The organism is Streptomyces sp. NC-S4 (genome assembly GCF_054353315.1).
This window is the reverse complement of record NZ_CM135937.1, coordinates 7,856,614-7,877,453: the sequence shown is the minus strand read 5'-3', so window position 1 is coordinate 7,877,453 and position 20,840 is coordinate 7,856,614. Positions and strand designations below refer to the sequence as shown.

Here is a 20,840-nt window from a genome sequence, read left to right as displayed (position 1 = left end):
GGCATAGACTGGTGAGCCGCGCCCAGGAGCATCCGAAGAGGATCCGGGAGAGCGCTGACCTCCATGACCACGCATCCGCATCGCGCCAGGCCGCGCGACGAATCCCCCGACTCGCTGCTGCTGCTCGATGTCGCACGTGCGGTGCTGGGCCGCTCCGGCGGTCAGCGGTGGACCCTGCAGCCGACGGACGCGTGGTGCTTCGCACGGCCACCGGATCACGCCGTGCGGCGCGCCCACGGCTGGAAGCTCCACGTGTCGGCCACGCCGCTGTCGGCCGCCCTCGTGCTCGCCCGCTCGGCGGAGGTGCTCGTACACCGCACGGCCTCGTTCAAGTTCGCCGTCGACCTCGAACGGGTCGTACGCCTCGGGGACATCTGGCACGACCGTGGCACGGGCGGGAAGTTCATCACCGTGTACCCGGACGACGACGACCAGTTCCGCGCCCTGGCAGGCGAGTTGGACGTCGCGACGGCCGGGCTGAGCGGACCGCGGATCCTGTCCGACCGGCCGGTGCGGCCCGGCAGCCTCGTCTCCTTCCGGTACGGGCAGTTCGGCGGCGACATGGTCATGACCGACGACGGCGTCCTCGAACCGTGGATGACAGGCCCGGACGGCAGCCGGATCAAGGACGAGCGCACCGCCGGATTCGTGTTCCCGCCCTGGGCCGCCTACCCCTTCCCCGCCGCACCGGACGCACCGGGCGGACCCGGCGCCCCGACGACGGCGGCACCGGTGCTGCTGGGCGGACGGTTCGAGGTGGTGCGGGCCGTCCGGCACGCGAACAAGGGCGGCGTCTACCGGGCGTTGGACCGGCGGACGGGCCTCGAAGTCATCGTCAAGCACGCGCGGGCCCACGTCGGGGCCCGCCTGGACGGAACGGATGTGCGCGACCGGCTGCGCGACGAGGCCCGGATGCTGGAGCGGCTGGCTCCGCTGGGGGTCACGCCGGGGAAGGTGGATCTGTTCGAGGAGCAGGGGGACTTGTTCCTCGTCGAGGACCTGGTGCCCGGACAGCCCCTGCACCTGTGGCAGTCGGCCCGCGCGCGGGACGGCGGGCCGGGCGCGGACGAGGCGGTCACGACGGTCACGCGGCTGGTGACCCTGCTCCGGACCGTTCACGAGGCCGGGTTCGTGATCCGCGACTTCAAACCGCACAACGTCATGGTCACCCCGGCCGGGGACCTACGGCTGATCGACACGGAGTACGTCGTCGAAGCGGGACGGGAGCGCGCCCCCGCCTACACCCGTGGATACGCCGCACCCGAGGTCAGAGCCCTGGGCCTGCACGCGTCACCCGCGGAGGCCGCCCGGGTGGCCGGACCGGAGGCGGACCGCTTCAGCCTCGGGGTGGTCCTCTTCTCCGTCCTGACCGACCTCGATCCACGGTGGGCGGCCGGCTGGACCGACGACGGCCGGCCGCAGGGCCCGCGGCCCGTGCTCCCGCTGATCGCCCTCACGCATCCTGCGCTGGCGCCGTTCGGCGAACTGGTCGACGGGCTGACCCGGGCCGAGCCGGACGCCCGGTGGACCCTCCCGCACGCCCTGGCCTGGCTGGCCGGACCGACCGGGCCGGGCGGACCGCGCGCCGGTGCGCCCGAAACCGCGACGGCGACCGCGACGGCGACCGCGGCCCCGACCGCCCGAGCCGTGCTTCCCCCGTACCGGCCGACGGCGATCGACCGGCTGCTCGACGACGGCCTCGCCCACCTGCAACGCACCATGACCCCCTGGCGCGGCACCCTCTGGCCGGCCCCGGAATGGAACGTGCCGCGCAGCGATCCCTGCAACACCTGGAACGGCGCGGCCGGTGTGCTCGCCACCCTCACCCGCGCCGCCGAGGCCCGCGGTGACGCCTCCCTGCGCACCACCGTGGCCGAGGCCGCCCGCTGGCTCGACGAGCGCCTGTTCGGCGTGGACCGGGTACTGCCCGGTCTGTGCTTCGGCCGTTCGGGCACCGCCTGGGCGCTCCACGACGCCGCCCTGCTCCTCGGCGACACGGCCATGGCCGACCGGGCGGTCACGTTCGCCGAGCGGCTCCCGACCCGCTGGCCGAGCCCCGACTTCACCCATGGCCTCTCCGGGGCGGGCACCGCCCGCCTGCACCTGTGGCGGGCGACCGGCGACGACTCGCTCCTCGACGCGGCCCTCGCCTGCGCCGATGCCGTTCTCGGCGCCGCCGACCGGGCGGACGGCAACTGGACCTGGCCGACCTCCCACGACACGGACTCCGTACTCGCGGGAACGCACACGTACGGATTCGCCCACGGAACGGCCGGCGTCGCAGCGTTCCTCCTGGCCGCCGCGGCCGCCGCCGAGGCCAGTGGGCGCTCCGGCGACGCGGGCCGGTTCAGGGCCGCGGCCCTCGGAGCGGGCGACACCCTCGTACGGGCCGCCCGGGTCGAGGACGGCCGGGCCGCGTGGCCTGCCGAGGTGGGGGGCGTGCCGCAGCTCCGGCCGGCCACGCAGTGGTGCAACGGACCCACGGGCATCGGCACATTCCTCGTCCGGCTGTGGTCGGCCACGGGCCGGCGGCGCTTCGCGGATCTCGCCGAGCGGGCCGCGGCGGCCGCCGTCAGCGATCCGTGGCGTGCGATCGCGGGCGCGTGCTGCGGAAACGCGGGGACCGGCCACTTCCTCCTGGACATGGCCGACCTCACGGGAGAGGCCCGCTACCGCACGCAGGCCGAGGGCATCGCCGCGGTCATCGAGGCCCAGCACTGCGAGTCCGACGGGCTGCGCCTCGTCGCCGACGCCACGAGCGGCGCCGAGTACGGCAACGGGGCGGCGGGGATCCTCGACTTCCTCCTGCGCCTGCGCCACGGCGGCGCACGCCCGTGGACGGCACCCTGGGCGGCCGAGCCACCGGTGGAACCGACGGGCGTGGGCCCGAACCCCTGACAGCGCGCGGTGCCGTGCGTATCCTGAGCATGTTGATTGCACTGAGAGTGCAATCAATGCGCGTCAAGGCTGCCCTCCGCGTGCGGGAGGCGTGCCGCGTTCAAGCCCACGGCCCGGCCGGCCGCCGGGACCGCCCCGTATCCAGGAGTGGAAGACGTGACGGACGACGCCCAGAAGACAGCAGACCCGAGCCCGTCCGAGCCGCGGCCCCCGACCGCCGCCCCCCGGCCCGACCCGCACGGCGCGACGGGACGCACCCGCCGCGGCGTGCTGCGGGGCGGCGTACTGGCCGCGGCCGTGGCCGGTCTGGAACTGCTCGGACAGTCCTCGGTCATTCCGTCGAGGAACGCCGCGCTCGCGGCGACGGGCGGGGACGGGGCCGTCCAGGCACCTCCCCTGCCCGACATCCAGTTCGACATCGCGGACTTCATCGCACCGGTCACCGACGTCGACGGGGTCCAGGTGCAGTTCGGCCCCGTGCACACGCTGTTCGTGACCGCCCGCCTGCTGCGGCCGCCCACCCGCATCGACCAGGTCAAGCTGACCGGGGCACTGGCCGCCATCGAGCGCGCGTACCCCTTCAGCCCCGCCGGCGTGTTCACGTTCCTCGCGTACGGCCTTCCGTACTTCGGACGATTACCCGGCGGACTGCAGGGCCCGCTGGTGTCCGCGCACATGCCGCGCCTGCGCTCGGCGGCGCACCGGTACGTGCTGGAGGAAGCGGTGCCCGGCCCCACGGACGTGTCCCCCGCCAACCACGGGATCGTCAAACGCCGGTTCCACGTACCCGTCTCGATCGAGGGCAACGACCTGCTGCTCACCCTGCGCAGCGACCACGCAGCCCACGTCCAGGACGTGGTCCGGTGGCTCGGCGGGAGTCAGACCCTCGCCGGCCGGCCCCAGCCCTCACCGGCCCTCTCCGACCTCCTGTCCTTCACCTCCGCCCGGGCGATGTTCACCCAGATCGGCCTGCCCAGGAAGCTGGCGGACGACGCGTCCCTGCCCTACGCCTTCATGGTCAACCCGCGTTCACCGATGTGGATGGGCTTCGCCGACCAGCAGACCGCCGCAACCGCCGCCGCCGACGGCGTCACCTTCCGGGGGAGCGGCCTGACCACGGCGAAGCCGGGCTCCTACTTCGACCACGGCGCCGTCCAGCACCTGTCGCACGTCCTCATGGACCTCCAGCAGTTCTACGACGTCGACGACGCCGGCGTGCCGGGCGACGACGCCTCGTTCACGGAACGCGTCCAGTACATGTTCCGCTCCACGCCGCCGCCCTCACCGGGGAACGCCGACCAGATCACCGACGGCGGTGGCCCCGCCTTCCTGCCGAACACCTTCCAGGGCACCGACGACGCCCTGCTGAGCGCCCAGGGCCGGGGCACCCCGGACGGGGAGCACCGGATCGGCCACCTCTCCTGCCTGCAGCGGTCCTCGCGCACGGCCGACGGCAGGCCGCTGCACGTCCGCATGGACGGCCCCGGCTACAGCACCATGGACGTACCGGACGGCTCCGCCCAGCCCAAGCTGGAGTTCACGGTGTTCGTCCCGAGCGCGGACTTCTTCGCCACGATGCGCACGCATCAGGCCTCGCTCGACCTGGCTGCGGCCCACGGCGTGCCCGAGGAGGAGAACGGGCTGGAGCGGTTCCTGACGGCGACGCGGCGCCAGAACTTCCTGACTCCGCCGCGTCGCCACCGGGCGTTCCCCCTCGTCGAATTCCTCTGAGGCGCGGCCGGGCCGCTGCGTACCGATGTCGGTCCGCAGCGGCCCGGCCGTACGGATCACGACCGGGGGCGGCCGGCACCGTGTGACAGCCGGCCGTGCAGGGCGGGACCGCCGGCGGTCACCAGGACGAACAGGAACCCGGCGGTGATCAGAGCCGGCTCGGAGAACCACAGGCCCGCGAGCCGGTCGACGAGCAGGGCCACGGCCACGAGGAGCACCTTCGCCGCCACCAGACCGAAGAACAGGCCGCGGTCGACCGGGGTCCTCCCGGTGCGGGCGAGACGGCGGCCGGCAAGACGCCCGGCCACGCTGACGCAGAGCACCACCACGAGGACGCGCAGTGCGTGCTCCCACGCGGGCATGTCGCCGCCGAGGGCCCAGATGCCGCCCACGGCCGCGCCCGCGGCGGCGTAGGCGAGGGTGCGCATGGACCGGGAAGACCGGGCGGACCGTGCACGCGTCCCGGTCCGGCTCGGCCGGGAACACGCTCGGGCGCTGTAGACGGACATGTCTCGCCTTTCACTACACAGAGCAAGGATTGACTACGAAAACAGACAAAACAACTTGCACTCCGAGTGTCATATCTTCGCCGCGGGCCGTCAAGCCCCCGCCTCGGCGGCGCGGCCGGATCCAACCGGTGGACCAGTCGGGTGGCACCGCCGCCCCGTAAGGCCGCCGCCGCACGAAACCCCTGGTAGACGTGGCTCATGGCGCCACAGTTGCGGACGTTGCGGGCCCAGGAATGGGACACCTGGTACCGGACCCTGGAGCGGGCCTTCGGCGGCCCGCCCACGCCTCCGGAGACGCGCGAGCTGTGGGAGGGCCTCACCGAGCACGACCGGTCCATCGCCGCCTGGGACGGCGACGCGTGCGTCGGTACGGCCGGAGCCTTCTCGCTGCGCCTGTCCGTACCGGGCGCCGCCCCGGTCGACACGGCCGGAGTGACGATGGTGAGCGTGGCCGCCACGCACCGCAGGCGGGGTCTGATGACCGCGATGATGCGGCGCCAGCTGGACGACGTCCGCGAACGGGGCGAACCGCTGGCGGCACTGGTGGCGTCCGAGCCCGGCATCTACGGCCGCTTCGGCTACGGCATGGCCACGCAGCAGCTGTCGACCACGATCGACACGGCGCGCGTACGCCTGGAGGTGCCGGCCGGGCACGGCGCCGACGGCGTGCGACTGCGGTACGCCGATCCGCTGTCCGCGCTGCCGGCCTGCGAAGCGGTGTACGCGGACCAGGTGGCCGCCCGCCCCGGCATGCCGGCCCGCGCGCCGGGGTGGGAGCGCCTGGCCGTGCTCGCGCCCCAGGGCGGCGGCCGCGACGGCGGCTCACCGCTCCAGTGCGTCGTCGCGGAGCGGGACGGGACGACGGTCGGGTACGCCCGGTTCCACAACACTCCGCAGTGGGACCTCTCGGGCGCGCGCGGCACGATCGTGCTGCGCGACCTCGAAGCCCGGGACCCCGCCGCGTACGCGGCGCTGTGGCGGTTCCTCTTCGGGATCGATCTGACGTCGACCCTCGTGGCGCAGAACCGCCCGGTGGACGATGCGTGGCAGCACCTCGTCTCGGACGTCCGCCGGTGCGAAAGGCAGCTGCGGGAAGGCCTGTTCGTCCGGCTGGTGGACGTGGGCGCCGCCCTCGAAGCCCGCACCTACAGCGCCCCGGTCGACGTGGTCCTGGAGGTGGAGGACTCCTTCTGCCCCTGGAACGAGGGCCGTTGGCGGCTCGCGGGAGACGGGGCGGGCGCATCGTGCACCCGGACCCGCGCGGCCGCCGATCTGACCGTGCCGGTACGGTCACTGGCCTCCGTCTACCTGGGCGGTATCTCCCTGACCGCCCTCGCCCGGGCCGGCCGCGCCGGCGAGCCGAGGAGGGGAGCACTCGGTCCGGCCTCACTGGCCTTCGGCAACGAGACCGCCCCCTGGCTGCCGCACTCGTTCTGAGGTCTGCCGTCGAACTGAGCTGCGGTCATGCAGTCGTCGGGGTGCTAGCGGCGGCTTCGGGGGCGTAGCCGCAAACCTGCGGTCCGCATGCGGCCTTGTGGTCCCGGCCCCGTTGGGAGGTGTCCCGCTCGATGGAGCGGACGCTGTGGACGAGTCGCGGCTGGTCCTTCCGCTCTCGCCGCCGCGAGCGTTCGGAGTACCGGGCCAGTAGCAGTCCGACCTGATCCGGGAGCAGAAGGTGTACGCCGTCGGGGGCGGGATTGTGGCAGCGGCTGGGGCGGCGTCCAGCTCCGGCCTGCCTGATCGAAGCTCCCGATGGGCCGGCCCCGGCGGGCGAGCCTCCTGGCACGTGGCCGTCCGACACCCGAAAGGCTGTGGCCCAAGTCGGCCAGGAACCCGATGCGGTGCAGAGCACGTCGCCGGCCGTGCCGTGGAGCGCGAACCACGTCTCCGGGCTCCCCCGGTCCCAGCGACCTGGAGGCCCTGATCGGGAAACCGGGTCCTGTCTCGGCCTTCTCGCCGAGCTTCTCCTGGGCAAGTGCGACGGCCGAGCCCGCCGCCGCTCCGAGGGCCGCATCAAGGCTGCCGGGTGTCCCCGCGACAAGTCGCTCCGCAAGTTCGACTTCGAGGCCAACCCGGACATCGGCGACTCCGAAACCGGCAAGTCCCATCTCCTGTTCGCGCTCGGCACGGAGGCCACGATGGCCGGCTTCCGAGTCAACAAGTCGTTCTCCGGCTGGACCAAGGCCTTCACCGACCACCGGCTCTGCGCGGCCATAGTGGACCGCCTGGCCACCACCCCGCGCCGGACAACAGTCCCTGGGCTGACTCCAACGTGGGCGACTTGGCCGACCGAAGCCTTGGAGGTGGTCAGCGACAGTCGTTGAGCCAGTCGCCCGGGATCGGCTCACGAACCCGGTCAGGTTCTCATGCCGGAAGACCAGGGCCGCCTCGACGTCATCCACATACGGCTCGGCCGGGCCGAGCAGCGCATCATGGTTGCTGGTGAGGTCTCGACGGCGCCCGGACGATCCAGCTGAGGTTCACGATCACCGGCCCCGCCGAACTGTCGGTCGGCGGGGCCGGCTTCGTGTCGGCGGCCGATCCAGGATTCTCACGCAGCCACACGGGCGATCAGCTGTCTGCGGAGAGGTCCCCGGCCAGGAGCCGTGCCGTGAGTTCCATGCACCGTGTCCGGGCCGGAGAGAAGCCGTAGGGCATCTTGGTCACCGCTTCGAAGGCACTCATCCGGGCGTCGTCCTCGCCGCTCGCCCCGGCGTCGTGGATCTCGAAGAGCTTCTCCTCGGCCACGTCCAGTCCTGCCTCTTCAATGGCCTGGAGCAGGGCCTCGTGATGGGCGAAGTGCTGCGCGGCGAGTTCCTCGACCTTCGGGTCGTGGGGGTCGACGGTGTCATCGAGGGCGGCGTCGGCCGCGTCGAGTCGGTCCGCCTCGGCCCGCAGGCCTGGATGGGTCGCCAGGGTGATGAACACGCCGGCCTGGATTGCGGCTCCCAGAGGCCCGAAGATCCGTTCCGTGACCAGCAGGGCGTCCAGGTCGGAGGGGCGCAGTGCGCCGGAAGGCAGGTGGCTGAGCCGGTCGGTGACCAACGGGGAGAGCAGGCCCAGTGGGCTGCCCGCGACACGCAGGCGCCGGAGTGCCGCGCGCTGACGCTTGATCTCGGCTTCCTGGGCGGCCAGGGTCTTCTCCAGACGGCTCAGGACGTCCCCGACGTCCCGGTCTTCGTCGAAGGCGGCCCGCATGTCGTCCAGGCTGATGCCGACCTCGGACATCTTGCGGATCCACAGCAGGCGGATCATGTCGTCGTAGCCGTATCGGCGGCGTCCGTCCCCGCCCCGCCCGGGCTCCGGCAGCAGACCTATCTGGTGGTAGTGACGGATGGCACGCGGAGTGGTTCCGGCGAAGGCGGCGGCATCGCCGATCTTGACTTCGCGGGGAGGCATGGCGGAGGAATACATCGCAGGCAGGGCCTTTCGTGCTGTGGTGCCCTCGACGACACCACATGCCGCTACGGCATGTGCAACTACACACCCCCCGAACCCTGACGGGCCATCGGGCAGCCCCTCGCCGTGGACGTCCCGTCCCAGGACAGGCCCCGCCGCTTTCGCCGCACTCCCTCCCGTCCGCGGCAGCGTCCTTCGGCTGTGTTCCACTCCGGTCGGAACCGCGTGGGCAGTATGGCGCGCTGTCGCATCTGGTGGCGATGCCGCGGCGTTGCTCGAGGCGGTTGAAGCACCGTTCCACGACGTTGCGGTGTCTGCAGGCGGCTGCACGAGATCCCGCTCGGCATCGGACGGTTCATGGCGACGCATCACCACACCCGTGATCCACAATCCGAGATCACTTCGACGACAGGCCCTGGGCCGTCTCCTTCGGGTCCTGCCGGGCAGTGGAGGTACTGGCTGTCGACCCGACCGGCCTCGAACGGAGTTGAGGGGCTCGGGTGCGGGGCGGGGGCGGGGGGCGGGGCGGGCGGAAAAGATGCCCGGCTTTTCTGGCCACGGCTTATTCTGATCACCACCTCCGGACGCGGCGCCCGTGCTGCGCGTCCGCCGTGAGCACGCCTCCTCCATCCTCACCGGCGCACGGCCGCCCCTCGGCGCGCGTGGCCCGGTCGTCCGCCCGCGAGGGACACCGCCAGGTGGGTGGAGAGAGCCGCGAACGACCCATCACACCTAAGGCACACCATGGACAGTGAGCGCATACAGACCTGCCTGGACCTGCTCCACCAGGCGCGGCAGCTATCCGTGGACGATGCCCGGCGCCGCCTGCTGGAACACGCCGCCGGCCAGCTCGTCCGCGACAGCCGCCTCCGACGCCGTGCCGAGGCACGCGCGGAACGGGCCGCGGCCGACGCGAAGCTGTTCGCCGCCACCGCGATGGGCGCCCGCGACCGGGTGATGGATGCCGCTCTGCCCGCCCCGGCCGCGCCCGACCGCACTCCGGACGGTGCCGGGCCGTCACGCCTGCTGAACCGCCCCCAGCGCTGCTACGTCTGCAAGAACCACTACCGGCAGGTCCACCACTTCTACCACCTGCTGTGTCCCGGATGCGCCGACGAGAACCTGGCCCGCCGCTCCGCTCGTACCGACCTCACCGGACGGCGCGCGCTGCTGACCGGCGGGCGCGTCAAGATCGGCTACCAGGTCGCGCTGATGCTCCTCCGCGACGGCGCCGAGCTCACGGTGACCAGCCGCTTCCCCCAGGACACGGTGCGCCGGTTCGCGGCGGCCCCGGGCGCAGCGGACTGGTGGCACCGGCTGCGGATCGCCGCCCTGGACCTGCGCGATCCCCGGCAGGTCCTCGCCTTCACGGACCACATGCTCTCCGAGGGGCTGCCCCTGGACGTTCTGATCAACAACGCGGCGCAGACCCTGCGCCGCTCCCCCGCGGCGTACGCGGCGCTGGCCGCCGCCGAGCCCGCGCCGGCTCCCGTGTCACTCGCCGCGCCACGGATCTGGACCGCTCCGGGGTTCTCCGTACCCGGCCCGCGCACCGCGCCCCTGCCGTGGACGGCGGAGCTCGCCCTGCCCGCTGCCGCGCAGGCGGCTGAAGCCCCGCTGCCGCTGCCGCTGGAGGCCGTCGACGAGGCGGGACTGCTGCCCGAGACGGCCGCGACCAACTCCTGGACCCTGCGTCTGGGACAGGTCGACCCCGCCGAGCTGCTGGAGGTCCAGCTGGTCAACGCCGTCGCGCCGTTCCTGCTCGCCGACCGCCTGCTGCCGCTGCTCGATGCCTCCCCGCACCCCCACCGGTACCTCGTCAACGTCTCCGCGGTCGAAGGCCAGTTCAGCGTCCTCGACAAGACCGGCAACCATCCGCACACCAACATGGCCAAAGCCGCCCTGAACATGCTCACCCGCACCAGCGCCGCCGACCTGGCCACCCGCGGCATCCACACCTGCAGCGTCGACACCGGCTGGGTCACCGACGAGAAGCCCCTCCCCGCCCGGGAGCGGCGTGCCGCCACCGGCTGGCGCCCTCCGCTGGACATCGTGGACGGCGCCGCCCGCGTCTACCACCCCATCGTGCAGGGACAGGCCGGCGCGCCCGTCCACGGCATCCTCCTGAAGGACTATCAGCAGGTCCCGTGGTGACTCCCCGCTCTCACCCGTCGGGCGCGAGGTCCGTCACGGCCGCGGAGGGCCCCTGCGCCGCCGCGGCGAGGGGGAACTCCGTCCAGACGGTCTTGCCGTCCCGGGTGTAGCGGGTGCCCCACCGTTCGGTGAGCTGGGCCACCAGGAAGAGCCCGCGTCCGCCCTCGTCGGTGGTGCGGGCCCGCCGTAGGTGCGGAGCGGTACTGCTGCCGTCGGAGACCTCGCAGATCAGGCTGCGGTCGCGGATGAGCCGCAGGGTCACCGGTGCGCCGCCGCCGTACCGGTAGGCGTTGGTGACCAGTTCGCTGACGACCAGTTCGGCGATGAAGGCCAGCTCCTCCAGGCCCCACCCGGTCAGTGTGCTCTCCGTCAGCTGCCGGGCCCGGGCGGCGGCGGTCGGCTCCGCGGGCAGTTCCCAGGAGGCGACCTGCTCCGGGGCCAGCACGCGGGTGCGGGCCAGGAGCAGCGCGACGTCATCCGGCGGGTGGTCCGGCAGCAGGGCGCCCTGCACCGCGGCGCACGTCTCCTCCAGCGAGCGGCCGGGCCGGGACAGGGCCTCTCGCAGCCGCGAGAGGCCCTCGTCGAGGTCGAGGCCGCGGGCCTCCACCAGGCCGTCCGTGTACAGCGCGAGCAGGCTTCCCTCGGCGAGTTCCAGTTCGGCGGACTCGAAGGGGAGTCCGCCCAGTCCCAACGGCGGCCCCTCGGGCAGGTCGGGCAGGCTGACCGTGCCGTCGGAGGTGACCACGGCGGGGGGCAGGTGGCCCGCCCGGGCCATGGTGCAGCGCCGGGAGGTGGGGTCGTAGACCGCGTAGAGGCACGTCGCGCCGATGATCTGCCGGCCCCGCGAGCGTCCGTCGGCGAGTTCCTGCTCGTCCGCCAGGCGGTCGACCAGGTCGTCCAGATGGGAGAGGACCTCGTCCGGGGCGTAGTCGAGGCTGGCCAGGGTGTGTACGGCCGTGCGCAGGCGGCCCATGGTGGCCGCGGCGTGCAGGCCGTGGCCGACTACGTCGCCGACGACGAGGGCGACGCGTGCTCCGGAAAGGGGGATGACGTCGAACCAGTCGCCGCCGACGCCGGTGGCGGGATCGGCCGGCAGGTAGAGGTGCGCGACCTCGACCGCGCTGTACTCGGGTAGTTCCTGCGGCAGCAGACTGCGCTGCAGGGTCAGCGCGGCCTGATGCTGCTGGGTGTAGCGGCGGGCGTTGTCGATGCACAGGGCGGCCCGGGCGGCGAATTCCTCCGCGAGCGTGAGGTCGTCCTCCTCGAACGGTTCGGGCCGCTCTGCCCGCCACAGGCTGAGCAGGCCGAGGAGCAGGCCGCGGGCCGTCAGCGGTACGACGATCAGTGAGTGCGCGCGCAGGCCGAGGGCGCGCCGTGCGCGTTCCGGATCCCGGAAGTACCAGAGGGGGTTGCTCCGGAGCTCCGGTTCGAGGATGGGCTGCTGTTCGGCGAGGCACCTGGCCTGTGGGGTGCGCGGGTCGAAGTGGAAGACCTCGCCGGCGGTGTACATCACCTGCAGCGCGTCCGCCACGACCGAATGGACCGCCATGCGCCGGACCGGTCCGCCCGCCCCCTCGGCGGCCTCCTCGCCCCGGGCCACCGACTCCAGCAGATCCACCGAGACGGCGTCCGCGATGTCGGGGACGGCCGCGTCGGCCAGCTCCCGGGTGGTCTGGCCGAGATCCAGTGTGGTGCCTATGCGGGCGCTCGCCCGGTTGAGGAGGGCGAGCCGCCGCCGGGCACGGTAGCGGTCGGTGACGTCCTCCACCAGCTGGGTGACGCCGAGGATCCCGCCGGCGGGGTCCTCCATCCGGAACGCCGACACCGAGACCACCCGCTCGTGGTCGGGGTCGGTCCTGGCGCGACAGCGCTGCTCGGTGAAGATCAGGGGGGCACCCGTCTCCAGCACCCGGCGCAGCCGGGTCTCGATGGTCTTCACGTCCGGACCGATGAGGAAGTCGCCGATGCGCCGGCCCCGGATCTCCGCGGCGGGAAGCTGCGTGAACCGGGCCAGCGCCCGGTTGATCCGCAGGATGCTGAGGTCGGGCGCGTGGACCGACAGGCCGATCGGGGAGCGCCGGAACAGGCCGTCCAGGACGGACCGGTCCGTCTCCCACCGGAGCACCTCCTCCGCCGGGGCCACGACGAGGAACCATTCGCGGGCCGCGCCCGCGCGGATGACGGCCCGGACGCGGAAACCCATCTCCACCCGTCGCCCGCTGCGGTGCAGGACGGGCAGGACACCGGACCAGCTCCGGTCGCGCTCGCACGCGGCCACCGCTTCCCGGACGGCCTCTCGATCATTCGACTCGGACAGGAACTCGACGGCCATGCGGCCCAGCACCTCATCGGGCCGGTAGCCGAGGTGCTCCTGTGCGCGCTCGCTCCAGCCGACGACCCTGCCCCGGCCGTCCAGGACCGCCGAGGCCGAGTTGTGCAGCGCGAACGGGTCCTCGGGCACCTCGTTCGATCCCGGCGCCGGTGCGTCCATCGCTGCCACCCTTCGACCTGCCGAACGGACCGCACAGCGGGCATTGCCGCAGCGACTGCCCAGGGTGATCGAAGACCAGGGGTCGAGCAGTCGGCCTACCTTCAGTATCGCCGCGCCGCTCCCCGTCGGCAGCGGGTCGCCCGCCGCGCACCCCGGGGGCGGCCACCGGCCGCCCCCGGAGGGTCTTGGGCGATCCGCCGGCCGACCCGCCCTCAGCCCTGGGGGGCGGCGGGCTGGGCGTCCTTGGACAGCGGCACCTCGCCGGTGTTGTCGACGTGCCGGGCGGCGACCCACACGGCCTGGTCGCGCAGCAGGTACCAGATGCTGTTGCCGTCGACGGCCTGCGCGTGCACCTTGCTGTGCAGACCGATCTGGGCGCCGTGGCTCAGGTTGCCCACGAGGGACGAGTCGGTACTCGGATATCTCCGCAGATTGACGCCGCTGCTGCTGACGACCGTGCCGAACGGCTGCGCTGGACTGGGCACCATGACCTCCAAGGGAACGCCTGGGCGGCGGGACGTGGTCCGCTGTGCGGACGGGTTGCTCGCACGGTAGGGCCTCCGTCCGCCGGGGAGCCGGAGGCGTGCGGGGCATCAACACGACCGGCGGCCGGGCGTCATTCCGATGGTTCCGCAGTCGATGGCCGCTTCAACGGTCCAGCAGAGCAATGATGACCTTTCAATTACCCCCTGTAGTGGATCGCCCGGCCGTCGACGACCGCTCCGGGGACCGCGCGAAGCGGGTAAATGACTTGTGGCAGGGCCAGATGGGCGGCGCGGCGGATCGCGCACCCGGTACGCACCCCATCTTCGCCCTTGCCATTTCCGTCACGGTGAGTAACGATTGAGGAAGGGGTCGAGGAGGGGCCGAGGAGTCGAGGGTGATCGTTAGGGGTGACGGAGATGTCAGTTCTGGAGCGGTACCGCTATCACGTTGCCGACGACCCCGAGGTGCGCGGCACGCACCTCGGGCGCGAGCGGGTGCGCGGTGTGACGGCACCCGACGGCGAGGAGATCCGGCAGGAGTTCAACTCGGCCGAGTCCGCCGCGCGGTTCTACCTGGCCGAGAAACTCGCCGGGGAGGAGTCACCGGGTCTGCGTCACGCGGTCCGGGAGGACCGGCCCGAGCGGGTTCCCGATCTGGCCCTGCTGGAGGCTCCGCGCCGTCAGGCCGGTATGGGGACCACCCTGGTCCGCTTCGAGCAGACGCAGCAGGAGATCCCCGTCTTCGGCACCGAGGCGCTGGTCGAGATAGACGAGGACCAGCGACTGGTGTCGATGGACTGCCGCCTGGGTGAGGTGACCGGTGTCGGCTCGGTGCCGGAGCTGTCCGGGAACGACGCGCTGGAGCGCGTCAGACAGCAGACGGGGAGCAGGATTGCCGCCGAGGACCTGCCGCCGGCGACGCTGACCTACGTCGAGCAGGACGACGGCTGGCATCTCGCCTGGCACCTGCGTGAGGTACCCGCGCAGCTGCCGGCCATGCGCCGTGGGGCGGGCGACCGCGGCCATGGTCTGGGCCGGTCCCCGCGTGAGGACTTCCCGCTCACCGGTTACCTCGTCGACGCGTACTCCGGCGAGATCCTCCGGTCCTACGGGATGACGCCCACGGTGGCGGTGCCCACTCGCCTGGAGGGGGAGGACGAGGTCAGCATCCACCACAGGTTCCACGGCAGCCGGCAGAACGGTTCGTTCCTGCTGGACGACCGATGGCGGCAGATAGCCACCTACGACCTGGCGTTCGCCGACCTCGCGCTGGCCGCCGAACTCCCCGCCTCGGCGATCGGCTCCACGCAGGCCGACTTCGGGACCGGCCACCGGGCCGGGGTCTCGGCCCACGTCAACGCCGAGCGGGTGGCGGGCTTCTACCGGGACCAGCTGTACCGCAACGGCATCGACGACGCCGAAATGGACCTGACCTCGGCGGTCAACTGCATCTACAGCGAGGACGGGCCGGGTCCCGAGTGGGTCAACGCCGTCTGGTGGAAGGGGCGGATGTGGTACGGCCAGGTCTCCGTGGACGCCCGCCTGGTCAGCCTGGCCCGCCATCTCGACGTCATCGCACACGAGTTGACCCACGGCGTCATCGAGACCTCCAGCAACCTCGTCTACCAGGACCAGTCAGGCGCCTTGAACGAGTCCCTGGCCGACACGATGGGCATCATCATCGCCAACTGGTACCAGGCGCCCCAGCGTGACGACGTACGGACCTGGACCTGGGAGCTCGGAGTCGGACTGGGCGGCAACGGGCTGCCGCTGCGCGACATGAGCGACCCCACTCGTACCGGCGACCCCGCCCACATGGACAACTATCGGCACACCACTCGCGACAACGGCGGCGTCCACACCAACAGCAACATCCACAACAAGGCGATGCACCTCCTCCTAACGTCCGTGGACACGGCGGGGGCGCCGGTCCTCGCGGTCGAGGAGTGGGCCCTGCTGGTCTACCTCGCCTTCGTACGCCTGCTGAGGCAGTCGGGTTTCGCCGACATGCGCGAGGCCCTCGGGGACGTCACCAAGACGTACCTAGCCGGGGACACGGCCGCACGGACGGGCGTGCTGACGGCGATCGACGACGCCTACCGGAGTGTCGGCATCGCATAGCAGCGCATCGGCCCCGAGTCGGGGTGGACTCCGGGCGCCGTTCACCGATCGGAGGCACCGGAATGACCACACTGTTCTTCGACATCGGGGCGACACTGGCGGACGGCCGTCTCGAGGCGGACGGATCCTGGCTGTTGCGTCCCCGCCCCCGCGTCCCGCAGGTTCTCGACGCCTTCGCGGGGGAACCCAAGGGCATCATCTCCGACCCGGGCACCGAACCGGATGCGGTCGCGCGGATCACGGAAGCCCTCCACGAGGCGTTCCCCGACCGGTTCACGGACGACCGTCTCATCCACTTCGGCCCCAAGACCAGCCGCACGATCTTCGACGAGGCGGTCGCGAGCGCGGGCGGCACGGCCGCCGAATGCGTCTTCGTCGGCGAGGACCACGACGAGCGCGCGTTCGCCCGCACGGCGGGCATGCGGATCGCCCCCCACCCCGTGTTCACCCGGGCCGCCGTCGAGGACCGCCCGGTCTTCTGGACGAGGATCGACGTGCCGGAGGACGGGAGCCTGAGCCTGCTGGAATCGGTAGCAGGCGACACGGAGGCCGTTCCCGTGCACGTGGCCTCCCCTCGTCTCGTACTCGCGATGGCGACCGCGCTCGGGGTCGAGGCGCTCCAGCGGGCGGGGTTCACGACCGACGTACGGGGACAGGTGGAGGACACGGCGGCATTCCTGATCAGGGACGACCGCTCGGTCCCGGTGCCGGAGGCCTTCGCGGGCGCCTCGCACGACTCCCGGACAGCGACCGAGGGGGCGATGCGCGCGGCGGCGGCGTTCTGCTTCGCCTCCGGCGAGCTGACCGGGTACCCGCGCCGGATCTCGTCGCTCGGGCCGGCCCCCGGCGGTGTCTACGTCGCCGTGCCCGCCGGCGTACCGGTCGAGGAGGTGCATCCGCAGGGCGCCAAGCCCGGGCACACCGAGCGCCTGCTGCCGGACCCGGCACTCCTGTCACGCCCTGGTGAAACACAGGCCGAGGGACTGGCGGCGGCCCTGCCCGCCGGGTTCGACGGAACGGGCAACGGGCTCCCCTCCCCCGAAACGCTCGCCGCCGTCCGCGCGGCCGTGACGCCCGAGGTGCTCCGCGCCCACGTGGCACGTATCTCCGGCGTCGAACCGCTGGTCCCCGGCGAGCCGCTGAAGATCCGCAGCCGTGACGCGGCGCATGCCGACAACGGGCTCGTCGTGGACGCGCTGGTCCGGCACTTCCAGGAGCTGGGGCTGGTGGTCCGACGGCATGCGTTCCGATGGCGGGGACGCCGGTTGTTCAACGTCGAGGCCGAACACCGCGTCGAGGGGGCCGACTCCGCCGTTCTCATCACGGGACATCTGGATTCGACGGCGGAGAGCGGCCACTTCGTCGATGAGCACGGCGCTCCCCGCCCCTACGACCCCTCGGTGGACCCGGCACCCGGTGCGGACGACGACGGGAGCGGCACCGCGGCGGTCATGGCCGCGGCGGAATGTCTGCACGCGCTCGTCGCGGAGGGCCGGGCCCCGACGCGGCACGTTCGCTTCGTCCTCTTCAACGCCGAGGAACAGGCGCTCGTCGGCAGCAAGCGCTACGCGCGCGCCGCCGCGGCGGCGGGCGACCGCATCGCGGGCGTGTTCCAGATGGACATGATCGCCGGTTTGCAGGACGGCAGCCCGCCCGCGGTGGAGATCCACGCCGGCTCCTCCGTACCCGGGCCGGTCGTGGCCGCCTCCGACGCGCTCGGCGACCTGGTCGCACGGACCGTCCCCGCCATCGCCTCCGGCTTCGGGATCCAGCAGCTCACCGGGCCCGGGGACCCGGCCCTGGGGCGGAGCGACCACGCCAGCTTCCACGAGCGGGGATGGGCGGCCATCGCCGTTTCCGAGAACCTCTTCGGTCCCGACGGCGGACCGGCGACCGGCACCCGGCAGTACCACACGCCCGGCGACACCCTCCTCGACCAGGACCACGACACGCAGTACGCGGCCGCGATCGCGTGTTCCGTCACCGCGACCGCCCTCGCCTTCGCGGGCCTGTAGCCGCGCCGGCCGACCGCCCCGTCCGGGCCCGTCCGGGCCCGCTCAGGCCAGGACGTTCACGGCCCTGGCGACGACGAGTCCCAGGATCATGAGGGAAAGGACGGACTGGAGGGTCATGACGCCCTTGGCCCAGGGGGCGAGTGGCATGACGTCGGTGGGGCTCAGCGCGGTGGAGTTGGTGAACCCGAGGTAGAGGTAGTCGATGTAGTGGGGGCGCCAGTGCGAGGCGTTCAGTTCGGGGCTGAGCTGTTGGGGAAAGGCGAGCGCCGGAGTGGGCGGCATGTGGTGGGCCCGGGCGGCCGGACCGCCGCTGTCCAGCTCGAAGTACAGCAGGGAGAAGGCGAGAACGGTGGAGGACCAGACGCTGCCGCCGGCCAGCAGGAGGGCATTGGCGGAGCTGGTCTCGTGCCCGCCGTGGATGAGGTCGTCGATCAGCTGGACGGTCGACCAGATGGCGCTGCCCACGAGCACGACGACCAGGGCGATCGCCACCGAGCGCAGGACGGTGGAGCGGCGGCTGATCCGACCGGGGTCCCCCGAGATCAGCGCCACCAGCAGGAGGGCTTCGGCGAGGGGAAGCGCCCATCGGGGTCCGAGTCGAAGGTCGTCGGGGAGGAGCAGGGTGAGCACCGCCGAAGCGATGACCGCTGCGGCCATCGGCCAGCGGCTCTCCGTGCGGACGGCGGATCTCGGACGCGGCTCGCGCCGGCTCCTGCGGTCCGTGTCGGACGGGTTCGCTCCGGTCACGGCCGCTCACCTCCCGGGCCCGGTGGCGGTTCGGATCGCGTGCGCTGTCGGTCGCGGATGGCGCCCGCCCAGGGATTCATGTGCCGTTCCTCGCAGGTGAAGGCGTACGGGGCGGCTGCCCCACGAGATCGACGACCGCGCCCGGGACGCCCGCGCTCCACCGTAGACCGGGGCGAATCGGGCTCGCGGCCGACACGCTCCGCATTCACACGCCTGCTGACTCCGTCGACGCCGTCTGCCGGTGCGCTTGCGGCGTGCTGCTCTCAAGGTTGATCATGTGGGCTGCCGGGGCGAAGCGTCGGCGGTCGGCACCGGGAACGGCGTCGGCGATTGCCCGGGCATGGGCGGAGATGTCGCCGCTGTCGAGCACTCCGTCGAGAACCGGCGTGGGCACGACGATGGCGGCCGGCCGGTCCGCCGCGCCGATCTCCCTGGGTACACCCGCCCCGAGGCCGCCCGCGTGCCGCTCGGCATTCGCGGACGCCGATGCGCGCATCCGCTGGCGCAGGCCGCTCACCCCGGGCGACCCCCGACCACGGGCCCGGAGGGGCGCGTCACCCCCTGGAGGATTACGGGGCCTGCCGGCCGGTGGTGCGGCTCGTCCCGGGGATCGGCGGTTCCGGCCGGCTTCGCCGTCGGCGCAGCCAGACGTACAGCATCAGGCACGGCAGCAGCACCCCGAGGACGGTGAGGACGAGGAACGCCGCGAAGCTGCTGATGTGGGTGATCAGCCACTCGAAGTTCTGCCCGAAGAACCCGACCACGAACGACAGCGGGAGGAAGACGCTCGCGAGGATCGTGAGCCGTTCCATCGTGGCGCTCTGCCGCAGGTTGATCCTGTTCTGCTCCACGGAGATCACCGCGATGTTCGCTTCCAGCACGGTGGTCAGGAGATCGCGCTGGGCGGCGACCTCCTCGTTGACCAGCAGCAGGTGGTCGTGCACGTCACGCATGTACGGCTGGAGCGGGGGCGGTGTCCTGCCGGGCTGCAGCCGCCTGGTGAGCACGGCGAGCAGCGGGTGCACGGCCCGGTAGAAGTCGGTGGCCTCACGGCGCAGGGAGTAGATCCGTTCGGTCGGGGCGACCGCCCCGGAGAACACCGTGGCCTCGATCTGTTCGATGTCGCGCTCCAGTTCGCCGACGACCGGGGCGTAGCTGTCGACGACCTGGTCGAGGATCGCCCACAGGGTGGAGGCGCTGCCGGTCCTGAGAAGTTCGGGGCGGCCTTCGAGCCGGCTCCGCGCTTCGTGCAGCTCGCTCGCGATGCCCTGGCGGACGGTGATCACGAAGTGGTCGGCGAGGAAGACGCTGATCTCGCCGGTGTCGACCTCCTCGCGCTCGTCGTCGTAGCGTGCCGTGCGCAGGATGATCAGTTCGGTACCGTCCTCGTACTGCTCGGCCTTCGGCCGCAGGTGGAAGGCGGCGGCGTCCTCGACGGCGAGCTCGTGCAGTCCGAAGATCTCGCGGACCCGGTCCAGCTCCTCCGGACCCGGTTCGAACATGCCCAGCCAGACGAATCCGCCTTGCCGGCAGCGCGCGGCCGCCTGCTCCAGGGGCATCGCGCCCTCCTGCTGCCGGAGCCCGTCGCGGTAGTGTGCGCAGTCGACGATCATGGCCTTCCTCCTCACGGCCGGCCGATGTGCGCCGCCTCGTGCCGGCCAGGGGGCACAGCACGCCGTACGGCCCCCACAGCAATAGATGCTCCTCCGACTCGGCGGAGATGTCCTCACCGCGGGCCCCGGTGACTGCCCTTCCCGGTCGGGTCCGTCAGCGATCCGTATGGACTCGGCCCGCCGCCGTCAAGGTCACGTCATGGGGTGGTCGCAGGTGCGCACGGACGGGGATAGCTTCGGTGTCACGCCCTGGACTGCCTCCCCGCATCCGGGGCCTCAACCGTCACTCGTGGTTCCTCCGGGAGGGCCTCATGTGTTTGTTCCAGTACGACGACGACCCTGAGCCCGAGGAACGTGTCCCGGCCGGGCCGCTGTACGTGCCGGTCCTGCCGGGAAGGGCCGAGGTGGTGGTCCGCCTGTTCCGCACCCCGCTGGGAGCACGTACCGCTGTGGGCTTCACCAGTGCCGAACGGCTGGCCGCGACGCTCGGCCCCGGCCGGCCCTGGATCCGGCTCTCCGAGTCCGCGCTCCGCGCGATGGCCGGACCCGTCGGAGCATCGCTGCTGACCGTCGACCCGACCCTCACCGCACCTGCGGTGACCGGGACGGCTCCCGGGGCGGGCACGACGTCCGTCCTGCGGGCTCCCGGGTCCGTGGCCCGGACCGCCTGACGGGAA

At 72.4% G+C, this 20,840-nt stretch carries 15 protein-coding genes; 8 read left to right on the top strand and 7 right to left on the bottom strand.

From position 1 onward, the window contains the following. Positions 1–63: 63 nt before the first annotated feature. Positions 64–2,898, top strand: a complete 2,835-nt coding sequence (gene lanL / locus ACXNSR_RS35230; RefSeq protein ID WP_458639384.1) for a class IV lanthionine synthetase LanL — start codon at positions 64–66, stop codon at positions 2,896–2,898. 156 nt (positions 2,899–3,054) lie between these two features. Further along, on the top strand, positions 3,055–4,629 hold the full coding sequence (locus ACXNSR_RS35225; RefSeq protein ID WP_458639383.1) for a DUF7405 family protein: 1,575 nt from the start codon (positions 3,055–3,057) through the stop codon (positions 4,627–4,629). Positions 4,630–4,685: 56 nt separating this feature from the next. On the opposite strand, the gene ACXNSR_RS35220 is transcribed toward ACXNSR_RS35225, so the two are convergent. Beyond that, positions 4,686–5,057, bottom strand: coding sequence for a hypothetical protein (locus ACXNSR_RS35220; protein WP_458639382.1), 372 nt, complete (start codon positions 5,055–5,057; stop codon positions 4,686–4,688). A gap of 279 nt (positions 5,058–5,336) precedes the next feature. On the opposite strand from ACXNSR_RS35220, the gene ACXNSR_RS35215 reads away from it, so the two are divergent. Continuing rightward, positions 5,337–6,575 carry a GNAT family N-acetyltransferase gene (locus ACXNSR_RS35215; RefSeq protein WP_458639381.1) on the top strand — a complete coding sequence of 413 codons (1,239 nt, stop codon included), beginning with the start codon at positions 5,337–5,339 and terminating at the stop codon, positions 6,573–6,575. Positions 6,576–7,000: 425 nt separating this feature from the next. Beyond that, positions 7,001–7,462 (top strand): hypothetical protein, encoded by a 462-nt coding sequence (locus ACXNSR_RS35210; RefSeq protein WP_458643476.1) that lies wholly within the window; start codon positions 7,001–7,003, stop codon positions 7,460–7,462. A gap of 247 nt (positions 7,463–7,709) precedes the next feature. Here ACXNSR_RS35210 and ACXNSR_RS35205 read toward each other — a convergent pair whose 3' ends face one another. Next, on the bottom strand, positions 7,710–8,552 hold the full coding sequence (locus tag ACXNSR_RS35205) for a MerR family transcriptional regulator (RefSeq protein ID WP_458639380.1): 843 nt from the start codon (positions 8,550–8,552) through the stop codon (positions 7,710–7,712). Positions 8,553–9,281: 729 nt separating this feature from the next. Here ACXNSR_RS35205 and ACXNSR_RS35200 point away from each other — a divergent pair. Then, positions 9,282–10,691 (top strand): SDR family NAD(P)-dependent oxidoreductase, encoded by a 1,410-nt coding sequence (locus tag ACXNSR_RS35200; RefSeq protein ID WP_458639379.1) that lies wholly within the window; start codon positions 9,282–9,284, stop codon positions 10,689–10,691. A gap of 10 nt (positions 10,692–10,701) precedes the next feature. On the opposite strand, the gene ACXNSR_RS35195 is transcribed toward ACXNSR_RS35200, so the two are convergent. Both ACXNSR_RS35195 and ACXNSR_RS35190 read right to left on the bottom strand, forming a co-directional pair. After that, a complete protein-coding gene (locus tag ACXNSR_RS35195; protein WP_458639378.1) occupies positions 10,702–13,182 on the bottom strand; it encodes a SpoIIE family protein phosphatase in 2,481 nt (826 codons plus the stop codon). 212 nt (positions 13,183–13,394) lie between these two features. After that, positions 13,395–13,670, bottom strand: coding sequence for an SH3 domain-containing protein (locus tag ACXNSR_RS35190; RefSeq protein WP_458639377.1), 276 nt, complete (start codon positions 13,668–13,670; stop codon positions 13,395–13,397). 414 nt (positions 13,671–14,084) lie between these two features. Between ACXNSR_RS35190 and ACXNSR_RS35185 the strand changes: the two genes are divergently transcribed. Together ACXNSR_RS35185 and ACXNSR_RS35180 are read left to right on the top strand one after the other, a co-directional pair. After that, the gene (locus ACXNSR_RS35185) at positions 14,085–15,788 is read left to right on the top strand and encodes a M4 family metallopeptidase (protein ID WP_458643475.1); all 1,704 of its coding nucleotides are present in this window, start codon (positions 14,085–14,087) and stop codon (positions 15,786–15,788) included. A gap of 62 nt (positions 15,789–15,850) precedes the next feature. Further along, positions 15,851–17,803, top strand: a complete 1,953-nt coding sequence (locus ACXNSR_RS35180) for a M20/M25/M40 family metallo-hydrolase (RefSeq protein WP_458639376.1) — start codon at positions 15,851–15,853, stop codon at positions 17,801–17,803. A 42-nt stretch (positions 17,804–17,845) separates the two neighbouring features. On the opposite strand, the gene ACXNSR_RS35175 is transcribed toward ACXNSR_RS35180, so the two are convergent. The 3 genes from ACXNSR_RS35175 to ACXNSR_RS35165 all read right to left on the bottom strand — a co-directional run bounded on the left by ACXNSR_RS35175 (position 17,846) and on the right by ACXNSR_RS35165 (position 20,163). Further along, entirely contained in the window at positions 17,846–18,550 is a 705-nt protein-coding gene (locus ACXNSR_RS35175) for a hypothetical protein (RefSeq protein WP_458639375.1), read from the bottom strand. Between the two features lie 205 nt (positions 18,551–18,755). Then, the gene (locus ACXNSR_RS35170) at positions 18,756–19,067 is read right to left on the bottom strand and encodes a hypothetical protein (RefSeq protein WP_458639374.1); all 312 of its coding nucleotides are present in this window, start codon (positions 19,065–19,067) and stop codon (positions 18,756–18,758) included. A gap of 52 nt (positions 19,068–19,119) precedes the next feature. Next, on the bottom strand, positions 19,120–20,163 hold the full coding sequence (locus ACXNSR_RS35165; RefSeq protein ID WP_458639373.1) for a magnesium and cobalt transport protein CorA: 1,044 nt from the start codon (positions 20,161–20,163) through the stop codon (positions 19,120–19,122). 311 nt (positions 20,164–20,474) lie between these two features. Between ACXNSR_RS35165 and ACXNSR_RS35160 the strand changes: the two genes are divergently transcribed. After that, a complete protein-coding gene (locus ACXNSR_RS35160) occupies positions 20,475–20,834 on the top strand; it encodes an SAV_915 family protein (RefSeq protein WP_458639372.1) in 360 nt (119 codons plus the stop codon). The last annotated feature ends 6 nt before the right edge of the window (positions 20,835–20,840 follow it).